This window comes from Collinsella sp., from assembly GCF_052346665.1.
Taxonomy (GTDB): Bacteria; Actinomycetota; Coriobacteriia; order Coriobacteriales; family Coriobacteriaceae; genus Collinsella.
Genome location: NZ_DAWDUX010000016.1, coordinates 1 through 12,700, shown reverse-complemented (window position 1 = coordinate 12,700; position 12,700 = coordinate 1). Strand labels below are relative to the sequence as shown.

General features: G+C 62.4%; 10 protein-coding genes. 8 read left to right on the top strand and 2 right to left on the bottom strand.

The window, feature by feature from the left end:
- The 3 genes from feoB to rplL form a co-directional block, all read left to right on the top strand.
- The coding region (gene feoB, locus ACT8II_RS04270) for a ferrous iron transport protein B (protein WP_443813060.1) at positions 1-2,231 on the top strand (2,231 nt) is incomplete at its 5' end.
- A gap of 607 nt (positions 2,232-2,838) precedes the next feature.
- Positions 2,839-3,360, top strand: a complete 522-nt coding sequence (rplJ, locus tag ACT8II_RS04265; protein WP_118654107.1) for a 50S ribosomal protein L10 — start codon at positions 2,839-2,841, stop codon at positions 3,358-3,360.
- Positions 3,361-3,466: 106 nt separating this feature from the next.
- Positions 3,467-3,844 (top strand): 50S ribosomal protein L7/L12, encoded by a 378-nt coding sequence (gene rplL / locus ACT8II_RS04260; protein ID WP_118654108.1) that lies wholly within the window; start codon positions 3,467-3,469, stop codon positions 3,842-3,844.
- A gap of 674 nt (positions 3,845-4,518) precedes the next feature.
- Here rplL and ACT8II_RS04255 read toward each other — a convergent pair.
- Together ACT8II_RS04255 and ACT8II_RS04250 are read right to left on the bottom strand one after the other, a co-directional pair.
- Positions 4,519-5,529, bottom strand: coding sequence for a calcium/sodium antiporter (locus tag ACT8II_RS04255; RefSeq protein WP_304292476.1), 1,011 nt, complete (start codon positions 5,527-5,529; stop codon positions 4,519-4,521).
- A 237-nt stretch (positions 5,530-5,766) separates the two neighbouring features.
- On the bottom strand, positions 5,767-7,086 hold the full coding sequence (locus ACT8II_RS04250) for a homoserine dehydrogenase (protein ID WP_443813057.1): 1,320 nt from the start codon (positions 7,084-7,086) through the stop codon (positions 5,767-5,769).
- 339 nt (positions 7,087-7,425) lie between these two features.
- On the opposite strand from ACT8II_RS04250, the gene ACT8II_RS04245 reads away from it, so the two are divergent.
- The 5 genes from ACT8II_RS04245 (at position 7,426) to ACT8II_RS04225 (ending at position 12,289) form a co-directional block, all read left to right on the top strand.
- Positions 7,426-8,622, top strand: a complete 1,197-nt coding sequence (locus tag ACT8II_RS04245; protein WP_199588920.1) for an ABC transporter substrate-binding protein — start codon at positions 7,426-7,428, stop codon at positions 8,620-8,622.
- Positions 8,623-8,745: 123 nt separating this feature from the next.
- Positions 8,746-9,627: a branched-chain amino acid ABC transporter permease gene (locus ACT8II_RS04240; RefSeq protein ID WP_294158015.1), complete on the top strand. Its 882-nt coding sequence runs from the start codon at positions 8,746-8,748 to the stop codon at positions 9,625-9,627.
- Between the two features lie 4 nt (positions 9,628-9,631).
- Positions 9,632-10,714 carry a branched-chain amino acid ABC transporter permease gene (locus ACT8II_RS04235; RefSeq protein WP_294158013.1) on the top strand — a complete coding sequence of 361 codons (1,083 nt, stop codon included), beginning with the start codon at positions 9,632-9,634 and terminating at the stop codon, positions 10,712-10,714.
- On the top strand, positions 10,707-11,558 hold the full coding sequence (locus ACT8II_RS04230; protein ID WP_294122311.1) for an ABC transporter ATP-binding protein: 852 nt from the start codon (positions 10,707-10,709) through the stop codon (positions 11,556-11,558). Before ACT8II_RS04235 ends, ACT8II_RS04230 begins: the two co-directional genes overlap by 8 nt.
- A 5-nt stretch (positions 11,559-11,563) precedes the next feature.
- Positions 11,564-12,289 carry an ABC transporter ATP-binding protein gene (locus tag ACT8II_RS04225; RefSeq protein WP_118654113.1) on the top strand — a complete coding sequence of 242 codons (726 nt, stop codon included), beginning with the start codon at positions 11,564-11,566 and terminating at the stop codon, positions 12,287-12,289.
- Positions 12,290-12,700: the final 411 nt, after the last annotated feature.

The following is a 12,700-nucleotide window of genomic DNA, read 5'->3' as shown; positions in this document are numbered from 1 at the left end:
ACGCGCCCATGGGCGATCCGATCGAGATTCGCCTGCGCGGTTACGAGCTCACGTTGCGCCGTGCGGATGCGGCCCGCATCGCGTTGGCGAATATCCACGACGCGCACAAGCTTCAGCGCGAGAACGCCGCGGTCGGTTCGACCGAGCATCCGGCTCTGGGGGAGAAGGCCTATCGCCCCCGTCCCGGTGCCCATTCGATTCCCGCGGGGAATCCCATCGCCTTCGCCCTCGCCGGCAATCAGAACTGCGGCAAGACCACCTTGTTCAACCAGCTCACCGGATCGAACCAGCACGTGGGCAACTTTCCCGGCGTGACGGTCGACCGCAAGGACGGCCAGATCAAGGGGCATCCCGAGGCGACCATCACCGACCTGCCCGGCATCTACTCGCTTTCGCCCTATACGAGCGAGGAGGTCGTGAGCCGCAATTTCATCCTACAGACGAAGCCCGACGCCCTCATCGACATTGTCGACGCCACCAACATCGAGCGCAACCTCTACCTTACGATGCAGCTCATGGAGCTCGATTGTCCCATGGTGCTCGCCCTCAACATGATGGACGAGGTTGCCGCGAACGGCGGCACCATCGACGTCAACCTGCTCGAGAGCATGCTGGGCATTCCGGTCGTGCCCATCTCCGCCGCCAAAAACGAGGGGACGGGGGAGCTCGTGGAACACGCGATGCATGTCGCGCGTTACCGCGAACGTCCGGGTCGTCTCGACTTTTGCGCGCCCAACGGACCCGATGGCGGCGCCCTGCATCGCTGCATCCACAGCGTCGCGCACCTGATCGAGGACCACGCGAAGGCAGCGGGGCTTCCCGTGCGCTTCGCTGCGACCAAGCTTGTCGAGGGCGATACTCTGGTGCAGGAGGCGCTCGGCCTCGATCAAAACGAGCTCGATGCGCTTGAGCACATCATAAGCCAGATGGAGGGGGAGTCCGGGAAGGACCGGCTCTCGGCCTTGGCGGACATGCGCTTCGCGTTCATCGGCGAGGTGTGCCGTGCCTGCGTGGTCAAGCCCCGCGAGAGCCGCGAACACAAGCGCTCGGTGGCGATCGACCGCATCCTCACCGGTAGGTTCACGGCGTTTCCCGCGTTCCTGCTCATCATGGCGCTCGTGTTCTGGGTCTCGTTCGGCTCCCTCGGTGCATGGCTGCAGGGCCTGATGGAGGAGGGGGTTTCGTGGCTGACCGGCCTCGCGGCCGGCGCGCTGGCGGCCGCCGGCGTGAACCCCGTGGTCCAGTCGCTCGTTATCGACGGCGTGTTCGCGGGTGTTGGCAGCATGTTGTCGTTCCTGCCGCTTATCGTCGTGCTCTTCCTGCTGCTCTCGATGCTCGAGGACTCCGGCTACATGGCGCGCGTCGCGTTCGTGATGGACAAGGTCCTGCGCCGCTTCGGCCTGTCGGGGCGCAGCTTCGTGCCCATGCTCGTGGGCTTCGGCTGCAGCGTACCGGCGATCATGGCGACGCGCACCCTGCCCTCCGAACACGACCGCAAGATGACCGTCATGCTCACCCCGTTCATGAGCTGCTCTGCTAAGTTGCCCGTGTACGGCCTGCTCACCGCAGCCTTTTTCGCTCGCAACAGCGTGTTGGCAATGGTGTCGCTCTACTTACTGGGCGTCGCCGTCGCCGCCGTGGTGGCGCTCGTGCTCAAACGTACGGCGTTTAAGGGCGAGCCGGTGCCGTTCATCATGGAGCTGCCAAATTACCGCCTACCCTCCGCCAAAACGACGGTGATGCTCGCGTGGGACAAGGCGAAGGACTTCATCCAGCGCGCCTTCACCATCATCTTCGCGGCGAGTATCGTCGTGTGGTTCCTGCAGACCTTCGACGGCCAGCTCAACGTGGTGTCCGACCAGTCGCAGAGCCTCCTTGCGGGCCTCGGCGGCATCATCGCGCCCGTGCTCGCGCCGCTCGGCTTTGGCGATTGGCGCGCCTCGACGGCGCTCGTGACCGGACTGCTCGCCAAGGAGAGCGTGATCTCCACGCTCGCGGTGCTGCTGGGGACGGAGTCCGCCTCGGCGCTTACCTCGCTGTTCACGCCGCTTACCGCCTATGTCTTCCTCGTGTTCACGCTGCTGTACCCGCCGTGCGTGGCGGCAATCGGTGCGGTGAAGAACGAGCTGGGCCCGCGTTGGGCGGTCGCGGTCTTTGCCTTGCAATGCGGGGTGGCGTGGATCGCTGCGTTCGTCGTGCGCATAGTCGGCACCGCCTTGGGCTTTGCCTAGCGGCACTGCGTGTGATTTGGGAGCGGCCGTGCCTTTGACCCGTGCCCTTTGCGCGGCCTTGCCCGGGGCTCTGGCGCCCCCCCCTGCCCGGGACCCCAGTTCCGCCTAGCCCGGGGCCCTAGCACCCCCTTGCCCGGGTCTCAAATTCCGCCTAGCCCGGGACCTTTGTGAGGAATCCTATGTTTGAAATAGCCGTTTCGTTTCAAATCCATGATTCCTCACAGAAAAGGGCCTGGTAACGTGATTTATCATGGGTTTGAAACGAACGAGGATGTTTCAACGAGCTCAGGGCCAACGAGCGCACCGTCAATGTGTGCAGCTTGTGCGCGATTAGCGTCGCCACCGTTGCCACTTGACGCCCACTTCCTTACTTGCGATACTACCTAACCGCACACGCACGATTCGCTGCCAGAGACAGCCGGTTCCCGCGTGCCCGCTCAGACGGGTGCAACGGAGTAAAGGGGCAACCCGCCAGCCGAGGTGGTTGAGTAGATATGTCTTCTCACCCCCGTCGCTCTTGCAGCGCGGGGGTTTCTTTTTCGAGACACACCCCCGCCACTCTTAAGGCGGGTCGTGCCCGGGAAAGAACAAGAAGGAGGTGTACTACATGCCAAAGCAGTACAAGATCGATGCAGTTGCCGAGATCGAGTCCAAGCTCGAGTCCAACGCCGGCGTCTTTGTCGTGGCTTACAACGGCCTCACCGTTCTTCAGGCTCAGGAGCTCCGCAAGCAGCTTCGTGAGTGCGGCGCTCAGATGAAGGTGTACAAGAACAACCTCGTCCGCATCGCCCTGGAGAACAAGGAGCAGCCGAACCTCGACGAGATCCTCGCTGGTCCGCTCGCCTACGTGTTCTTCGAGGAGGAGCCTGTCAGCGCCGCCAAGGTGCTCAAGGAGTTCGCCAAGAAGTCCAAGGGCGTTCTCGAGATCAAGGGCGGTATCTCTGACGGTCAGGCTGTTACCGCTGCCGAGGTCGACGCCATCGCCGAGCTCCCCAGCAAGGATCAGCTCCTGGGTCAGATCGCCGGTCTCATCAACGGCTTCGCTCGCGACATTGCTGTTTGCGTCAACGGCGTTTCCTCTGGTCTCGCTCGCACCGTTCAGCAGATCTCCGAGCAGAAGGCGGCCTAGTCGGCGGCCTTCCCGCGGCCGCCTAAGGCCGCACCTCTGGCGCTTTGCGCGCCGTACTTTAGTTTGATCTCCCTGCCAGATGCAGGGAAACCGAAAGGACTTAGAAATGGCTAAGCTTACCACCGATGAGATCATCGAGGCTCTGAAGGAAATGACCCTGCTCGAGGCTTCCGAGCTCGTGAAGGCTATCGAGGAGACCTTCGGCGTTTCCGCCGCCGCTCCTGCCGCCGTCGTCGCCGGCCCTGTTGCCGCTGCCGAGGAGGCCGAGGAGAAGACCGAGTTTGACGTCGTGCTCGAGGGCTTCGGCGACAACAAGATCCAGGTCATCAAGGTCGTCCGTGAGCTCACCTCTCTCGGCCTCAAGGAGGCCAAGGAGGTCGTCGAGAACGCTCCTAAGGCCGTCATCGAGGGTGCCAAGAAGGAGGACGCCGAGGCTGCCAAGGAGAAGCTCGAGGCTGCCGGCGCTGCCGTCACCCTCAAGTAGTTTCCTGCAGGTGCATCGCCTGCAAGCTGTCTGAGCGTACAAGCTCTTTGCAAGGCGGGATCCACTCAAGTGGGTCCCGCCTTTTTTATGGATGAACACCTTAGAATGGGATTTCTGGCTAAAAAATACCGTTTTGTATCGCTGATGGCCTTGTCGAACCCCGCGCAGAGCCTCGATTCTGCTTCCGCATGGGCTTCGGGATGTATTTCTCCGCTTTGTGAGCCTCTGGGTAGTGCAATATGTGCCCAGGGAGGTCTAAAACCGTGGCGAAAGGGTTGAATGCCCAACAGTCAAGTATAGCTAACAGTACAAAACGGTACTTTTTAGCCATTTTCATTGCCCTTGCGAAATCTGAGACTACAAATAGAGCGGATATGTCAAGAAGTCTGGGAGGGGCGGAGCAGCTAAAGGATCTTGACGCCTAGATATCTGGTGCTTTTTCGTCTATGGAAGTCCTGCGTCCGACCTGCTCTTAAATTAGCTCGAAAACCGTCCAATTAACGGCGCGCACCTTCTTTGTGAGATCGCGCGCGATGAAAAAGTCCCGATGCGCCCAAACAAACCGCCTCCCATCCTTCGAGGTCCGAGAGATGGGAGGCGGTTTGTGTGAAGCGGGCTTTTCGCGTGCAGCTGTGGCGTGCGACGGGAGTGTTTCGCCGCATGATCGCGATGTGTTACAGCACGGCAGAGGCAACAATGTAGACGATATAAATGAACACAAAGAAAACGCCCTCGCGTCGAGTCATGGTGTGCTTGGTGCCCACAAAGGCGAAGCCCACGAGGACGACGGAGAAGATCGCGAGCAGGGCGAAGTCGATGTTGTAGCTGAATGCATACACAATGGGGGAGAACAGCGCGGGCACGCCCATGACAAGCAGGACATTGGTGATGTTCGAGCCCACGACGTTGCCCACGGCGATGTCGGTGTTGCCCTTGAACGCGGCAACGACGCTGGTGACGAGCTCGGGCAGGCAGGTGCCGAGCGCGATGACGGTGAGGCCGATGATGCGCTCGCTGATGCCGAGCGCGGTGGCGATCTCGACGGAGTTGTTCACGACGTAGTCGGCGCCGAACTTGAGCAGGGCGATGCCGAACAGCACTAGGGCGATCGAGACGTGCATGCCACGGGGCTCGCCCTCGTCTTCCTCCTCGGCGACATCGTCGTCTTCATCCTCGAGTTCATGAGGCATGAGCTGCGTCTCGGGGTCGAGCTCCTCGTGGCCGCTGTCGCCTTCGCGCAGGCCGAGGAACACGGTGTAGCCCATGAACGCCGCGAAGACGGCAAGCAGGATCAGACCCTCGACGGCAGTGAGCTCGCCCCCGGTATTGGAGAGGAGCATGAGCAGGAGCACCGAGGCGACGCTCACGGGGATCTCGAAGCGCTGGGTGTGGCGGGCGAGCGGTAGGCGCGTGATGACCGCGCTCATGCCGAGAATCAGCAGGAGGTTCGCCATGCAGCTTCCGGCGACATTGCCGAACGCCATGTCGGCGTGCCCATCCACGGCGGAGACGACCGAGACCACGAGCTCGGGCATGGCGGTGCCCACGGCGACCACCGTGAGGCCAATGACGCGGTCGGGAAGGCCAACACGTGCGGCGATCTGACTCGACCCGTTTACGAGAAGGTCGGCGCCCCAGACGAGCAGGGCGAATCCAACGATGATGAGGAATAGTTGCAGGAGCATGTCTGCCTTTCGTTAGGAGATGGATGATGCGGACGGCGGTTTTCAAGAAAGAGGGCGCGGAACGCGTGCGCTCCGCGCCCTCTCAGTCGTTTAACTGACACGCTTATCTAGATTACCCAGATTTTTGCAACGGTGGCAAGGATTCAAGCTTCGTATCCGCAGGAAATCTGGGGGGTGCCGAACGAAAGAAGCGACAGAAGACTCATGCGAAGCAAAAGCCGCAGCGTGAAAGCCGTGCTAATTCGCCTCGACGCCTTGGGTCCAATCGGCAATGTCCTCGATGCGGATGACGTTGGCCACCTCGACGGCCGCAGCGGCGCCAGAGAGCGCCCCAAGCGCGGCGAACATGTTTCCCTCACGGCAGGTGTTGGTGAGCAGTGCAAACGATCCGTTCTCACGCGGGATGACGCGTTCGACAGTGACGCCGTGTTGATTGAGAACCTCTGTGGCGCCCGTCGCGACACCGTCCGTGCCGTCAGCGGTCAGGCGCACGTAGTAGCGGGTCTCGAGGTCCGCCACGTTGCGGATGGGAAGCTCACGTGCGAAGGGCGCGGGTTCGGGCAGGGGCTTCACGCCCGCGGAGATGTCTTCGGCGAGATTCATGACGTCGCCCACGATGGCGCTCGCGGTGGGGAAGGCGCCCGCGCCGGCACCGTAGAACATGGTTTCGCCCACGGCATCGCCCACCACGTACACGGCGTTCATGGCGCCGTTCACGCCGGCGAGCGGGTGACTCGCGGGGATCATGGCGGGGTGCACGCGGATGTCCACGCCCTCATCGGTGCGGCGTCCGATGGCGAGCATCTTGATGGCGTAGCCGAGCTCGCGCGCGACCTCGATATCCTCAGCGGAAATCTTGCGGATGCCCTGCATATACACATCGTCGGTGGTGATGCGCGTGGTAAAGCCGATGGAGGAGAGGATGGCGATCTTGCTCGCGGCGTCGAAGCCATCGACGTCTGCGGTGGGATCGGCCTCGGCGTAGCCCAGGCGCTGGGCGTCGGCCAGGACCTCCTCGTAGCCCAGGCCCTCGGTCGTCATGCGCGAGAGGATGTAGTTGGTGGTGCCGTTCACGATACCGGCGATGGCAAGGATGTTGTTGCCGGTGAGGTCGTGCTCGAGCGTGCCCACGATGGGGATGCCGCCGCCGCAGGACGCCTCGCAGCGCAGCTGAACGCCCGCGGCGCTGGCGGCACCCGCAAGTTCGGCCATATGGCGGCCGAGCAGGGCCTTGTTAGCCGAGACGACATGCTTGCCGGCGGCAAAGGCCTCCGTGAAGATCTCGGTCGCGGGATGCTCTCCGCCGATGACCTCGACGACGATGTCGATGCGCGGGTCACTTACGACGTCACGCCAATCGGTGGTGAATTGCTCCGCGGTGACTCCGAGTTCGCGGGCGCGCGACTCGTCGAGGCCGCAGGCGCGGGTGATGCGCAGGTCGATGCCGTAGGCCCGGCGGTATTTCTCGGCATGGGATTCGATCAGCTGGAAGACGCCGCCACCGACGGTACCCAAGCCGATGAGTCCGACGTTGACGGTGCGGGTGCTCTGGTGCATGACGCGCTCCTTTACCTGCTGTCGCGCGAATGCGCGCGACGGGGCTGATTCTTGCATAGCCTGCATTTTACCCGCTTGCATACGGATGCGGCCTCTGTGCTGCGTAACAACTGTGTTACATGGTGCCTTAGATGCAATCAAGTCCCTACCGAGGCTGATACATGCATATTTTCGGAACGACTTCGCATGAATGGGCACGCAATTGTTTCACCGATATTTCGAGGGGATTTTCCTTACTCCGGTATGCTAAAGCGTGTACCCTAGAGCAACCGCGCAAATATACCCGCGGGCCAGCTCATCGCCGTGCTTTCAGCCGGCCTCGTTTGAAAGGAGAGCCGCATGTCGTGCCTCACCGGTAAGTCATTCAACCCTGTAATGAATCGCAGAAGCGTTATCGCGGGCGTAGCAGGTTTGGGGGCTGTAGGTATTCTAGCCGGCTGCTCCGGCAACGAGTCCGAGGGCGGCTCCACCGCTGCCGCTGACGATGGCTCCGCGTTCAAGATCGGTGCCATCGGCCCGCTGACGGGCTCCGCCGCGTCGTACGGTACTTCCGTGTGCAACGGCGTCGAGCTCGCCTGTAAGGATTTCTCCACCGACGACCTCAAGTTCGTCAGCAAGTCCGAGGACGACGTCGCCGACGGCGAGAAGTCCGTCAACGCCTTCAATAGCCTCGCCGACTGGGGCATGCAGGCACTCGTCGGCCCCACCACTACCGGCGCTTCGCTTGCCGTGGCCGAGGTCGCCAATCAGGACCCGCAGATGTTCATGATCACCCCGTCCGCCTCGAGCCCCGATGTCACTGCCGACAAGACCTGCGTGTTCCAGGCCTGCTTCAACGACCCCAACCAGGGTGCCAACGCCGCCACGAAGCTCGCCGAGATGTTCCCCGACGAGAAGTTCGTCGTGTTCTACAACTCCGGTGACACCTACTCCTCCGGCATCCGCGACGCCTTCGTGGCAAAGGCCGAGGAGCTCAAGCTTAACATCGTGGATGAGGAGACCTTCAAGGACGATTCCGCCACGAGCTTCACCAACCAGCTCACCAAGGCCAAAGACGCCGGCGCCACGATGATCTTCGCCCCTATCTACTACACCCCCGCCTCCGTTCTGCTGGCTAACGCCAACGAGATGGGCTATGACGTGAAGATGATGGGCTGCGACGGCATGGATGGCATCTTGGGCGTCGAGGGCTTCGATACCTCCCTGGCCGAGGGCCTCTACCTCATGACCCCGTTCTCTGCGGACGAGGAGAAGAACGCCGATTTCGTCGCTGCCTACAAGGACGCTTACGACGAGGTGCCCGATCAGTTCGCCGCCGACGCCTACGACGCGGTCCACGCGGTCTCCCTCGCACTCGCCGAGGCCGGTCTGGGTGCCGACGCCGATCCGGCCGACGTCGCCGCCAAGCTGCCCGAGGCAATGACCAAGATCACCGTCGAGGGCCTCACCGGCACCCTCACCTGGAACGACAAGGGTGAGGTCGAGAAGGACCCGATGGTCTACGTAATCAAGGATGGAAAGTACGTAGCGGCCTAAGCGCCGTCCGTCCTGTGCCGCCGCGCGGTGCATCAAGCTACGATGGGGACGGGCCTTTACCGAGGGTCCGTCCCTTTGCCTGTTGCGCCATGCGGCGCGTGAAAGAAGAAAGGGGGAGAGGCTATGACGGTCTTTTTGCAGTACCTCGTCAACGGCCTGTCGATGGGAAGCGTCTATGCCATCATCGCCCTGGGCTATACCATGGTGTACGGCATCGCCAAGATGCTCAACTTCGCCCACGGAGACGTCATCATGATCGGCGCCTATATCTCGTTCGTGGTGACCTCGTACATGGGGCTGCCGGCGATCGTGTCGGTCATCGCCGCCGTCGCCGTCTGCACGGCGCTCGGCATTCTCATTGAGGGGCTTGCGTACAAGCCCTTGCGCCAGGCCGGCCCGCTTGCCGTGCTGATCACCGCCATCGGTGTGTCCTATTTCCTGCAGAACGCAGCGCAGCTCATCTGGGGCGCCACGCCCAAGAACTTCACGTCCATCGTGAGCTTCCCGGTACCGGCGTTCCTCAAGGCTTATAACGTCTCGGCGGTCTCGCTCGTCACGGTGATCGCCTGCCTGCTTATCATGGTGGGTCTCATGTGGTTCACCGGAAAGACCAAGATGGGCAAGGCCATGCGTGCGGTCTCCGAGGATAAAGCGGCCGCCCAACTCATGGGCATCAACGTCAACCGCACCATCTCCATGACCTTCGCCATCGGTTCGGCGCTCGCCGCCATCGCCGGTGTCCTGCTGTGCTCCTACTCCCCGGTGCTCCAGCCCACCACGGGTTCCATGCCCGGCATCAAGGCCTTCACCGCTGCCGTTTTCGGCGGCATCGGCTCGATCCCCGGCGCCTTTGTGGGCGGCATCCTGCTCGGCATCATCGAGGCAATGGCCCAGGCCTATATCTCCACGAGCCTCGCCAACTCCATCGTGTTCGGCGTGCTCATCGTGGTGCTGCTCGTCAAGCCCGCCGGTCTGTTCGGCAAGTACGTCCCCGAGAAGGTGTAGCGCCATGTTTAAGTTCCTCCAGAACAAGAAGACGCGCAGTGACTTTTTGACGTACGCCCTAGTCATCCTCGCGTTCATCGTCGTGTCCTTCCTCAAGGACGCCGGTATGATCCCGCGCATGATCGCGGGCCAGCTCGTGCCCATCTGCGCCTATATTGTCATGGCCATCTCCCTCAACCTCGTCGTCGGTGTCGCGGGCGACCTGTCGCTCGGCCATGCGGGCTTCATGAGCGTGGGTGCCTACAGCGGCATCGTCGCCGCGATGAGCCTTTCCGAGGCGATCCCCAACGACACGGTCCGTCTCGTGATAGCGCTTGTCGTGGGTGCCGCCTGCGCCGCCCTTGCCGGGTTCCTCATTGGCATTCCGGTCCTGCGCCTGTCCGGCGACTACCTCGCCATCGTGACGCTCGCGTTCGGTGAGATCATCAAAGAGGTCGTCACCTGCCTGATCGTGGGCGTGGACGAGCGCGGGCTCCACGTCCTGTTTAATCTCACGGGCAAGCTCACGGTCGACAACCTCGGCCTCTCCGAGACCGGCGTCGCCATTATCAAGGGTGCGCAGGGCGCTTCGGGCACGGATATGATCTCGACGTTATTCGCCGGCTTCGTGTTGGTCATGGTCGCACTCGTGATCGTGCTCAACCTCGTGCGCAGCCGTACCGGCCGCGCCATCCTAGCCGTGCGCGACAACCGCATCGCCGCGGAGTCCGTGGGCATTTCCACTACTAAGTACCGTATGATCGCCTTTGTAGTCTCCGCCGCCCTCGCAGGTGCCGCGGGTGCGCTGTTCGGCAACAGCTTCTCACAGCTGTCCGCCACCAAGTTCGATTTCAACATGTCCATTCTCATTTTGGTCTTCGTCGTCCTGGGTGGACTGGGCAACATGCGCGGCTCGATCATCGCCGCGACGATCCTCACCATCTTGCCCGAAGCGCTGCGTCAGTTCTCCGACTACCGCATGCTCGTCTACGCCATCGTGCTGATCCTCGTGATGATCGGTACCAACAACGACTCGCTCAAGAACTTGGTGGCCCGCGTTATCCCCAAGCGCAAGACGTCCGAAGAGGAGGTGTCGGCAGATGCCTAAGTTCGAATTCGAGCGCGGCAAGATGGTGCCGGTCCCCAGCCACTCCATCGTGCCTGAGCGCGACGTCGATTCCGCTCCCGTTCTCGAGGCCCTGCACCTGGGCATCGATTTCGGCGGCCTCAAGGCGGTCGACGACTTCAACCTCACCATTGGCAAGACCGAGATCGCCGGACTCATCGGTCCCAACGGAGCGGGTAAGACCACGGTGTTCAATCTGCTCACCAAGGTGTACGCTCCCACCCGCGGCACCATTCTGCTCAACGGCAACGATACGAGCGGCAAGTCCGTCTACCAGGTCAACCGCATGGGCATCGCCCGCACGTTCCAAAACATCCGCCTGTTCAACACCATGACGGTGGAGGAGAACGTCAAGGTCGGCCTGCACAACACCAAGGCCTACTCCACGCTCTCGGGCATCCTGCGCACGCCGGCGTACTGGCGTCGCGAGGCCGAGGCGCACGAGCGCGCCCTCGAGCTGCTGTCAATCTTCGACATGCAGGATCTCGCCAGTCATCAGGCGGGGAGCCTCCCTTACGGTGCCCAGCGCCGCCTGGAGATCGTGCGCGCGCTCGCCACGAACCCGAGCCTGCTGCTGCTCGACGAGCCCGCCGCCGGCATGAACCCCTCCGAGACCGCCGAGCTCATGGAGAATATCGTCAAGATCCGTGATACCTTCAACATTGCGATCATGCTCATCGAGCACGACATGAGCCTCGTCATGAACATCTGCGAGGGCATCTGCGTGCTGAACTTTGGCAAGGTCATCGCCAAGGGCACGCCCGAGGAGATCCAGAGCAACGAGGCGGTCATCGAGGCGTACCTCGGCAAGCAGAAGGAGGCGTAAAGACGATGGCTGCGGACACTGCCAACAAGGTCCTCGAAGTCGAGGACATCAACGTCTACTACGGCGCGATCCACGCCATCAAGGACGTCTCGTTTGAGGTCCATGAGGGCGAGATCGTCGCGCTCATCGGCGCAAACGGCGCCGGCAAGTCCACGACGCTCAAGACGCTCTCGGGCCTGCTGCGCTCGAGTACGGGTTCGATCGAGTTCATGGGCGAGGACATCATGCATGTCCCCGCAGATAAGCTCGTCGAGCGCGGTCTGGCGCATGTGCCCGAGGGCAGGCGCGTCTTCGCCCAGATGAGTGTCGAGGAGAATCTCGAGATGGGCGCCTACACCCGTCCCAACTCCGAGATCGCCCCCGGGCTCGAGCGCGTCTATGCGCACTTCCCGCGCCTCAAGGAGCGCCGCCGCCAGGTTGCAGGCACGCTTTCCGGCGGCGAGCAGCAGATGCTCGCCATGGGTCGCGCGCTCATGAGCGCACCCAAGTTGCTGATGCTCGATGAGCCCTCCATGGGCCTCGCCCCCATCTTGATCGAGCAGATCTTCCAGATCGTGAAGGACCTGCATGCCGCTGGTACCACGATCCTGCTCGTTGAGCAGAACGCCCAGATGGCGCTCTCCATCGCCTCGCGCGCCTACGTCATGGAGACGGGCCACGTGACCCTTTCGGGCACCGGTGACGAGCTGCTCCACAACGACGACGTTCGTCGCGCCTACCTTGGAGGGTGACGCCCCCCCATACGGTCCACGCCATCCCACCCTCGGCGCGAGGGGCCCTGCCCGCCTGCTCGCGTCGAAACCCCATCGCGCGCCCTCGTCACGCCATCCGACGGGGGCGCGCCCATCTGCATCGATGTCCCGCTGGCCCTGTCGCCCGGGCGCTTCCCCCGATGTGCGCCTCGGGCCTCGAAAGATCGCCGCACGGGCGAGATTCTCGCAGTTCCATGGCTTGGATTCCAGTAAAGTTGAGGGGTTGAAAATCCGCAGCGTGCCCTAAGGGGGCTCTCGATCTTAAACTCGCGAGGTCGGGGAGTTGCACAGGAAGGAGTCTTGAATGACCGAACAGGTTTCAACGGAGGAAAAGGGCGAACTTTTCAAACTCGACGGTAAGCCGTCGTTTGGAGAGGCGTTCCCGCAGGC

What these genes read in the sequence shown, in the direction of transcription:
- ACT8II_RS04250 (WP_443813057.1), bottom strand. Translation starts at nt 7,086, where the DNA reads ATGCACCAGAGCACCCGCACCGTCAACGTCGGACTCATCGGCTTGGGT.
- ACT8II_RS04230 (WP_294122311.1), top strand. Translation starts at nt 10,707, where the DNA reads ATGCCTAAGTTCGAATTCGAGCGCGGCAAGATGGTGCCGGTCCCCAGC.
- rplJ (WP_118654107.1), top strand. Translation starts at nt 2,839, where the DNA reads ATGCCAAAGCAGTACAAGATCGATGCAGTTGCCGAGATCGAGTCCAAG.
- ACT8II_RS04235 (WP_294158013.1), top strand. Translation starts at nt 9,632, where the DNA reads ATGTTTAAGTTCCTCCAGAACAAGAAGACGCGCAGTGACTTTTTGACG.
- ACT8II_RS04245 (WP_199588920.1), top strand. Translation starts at nt 7,426, where the DNA reads ATGTCGTGCCTCACCGGTAAGTCATTCAACCCTGTAATGAATCGCAGA.
- ACT8II_RS04225 (WP_118654113.1), top strand. Translation starts at nt 11,564, where the DNA reads ATGGCTGCGGACACTGCCAACAAGGTCCTCGAAGTCGAGGACATCAAC.
- rplL (WP_118654108.1), top strand. Translation starts at nt 3,467, where the DNA reads ATGGCTAAGCTTACCACCGATGAGATCATCGAGGCTCTGAAGGAAATG.
- ACT8II_RS04255 (WP_304292476.1), bottom strand. Translation starts at nt 5,529, where the DNA reads ATGCTCCTGCAACTATTCCTCATCATCGTTGGATTCGCCCTGCTCGTC.
- ACT8II_RS04240 (WP_294158015.1), top strand. Translation starts at nt 8,746, where the DNA reads ATGACGGTCTTTTTGCAGTACCTCGTCAACGGCCTGTCGATGGGAAGC.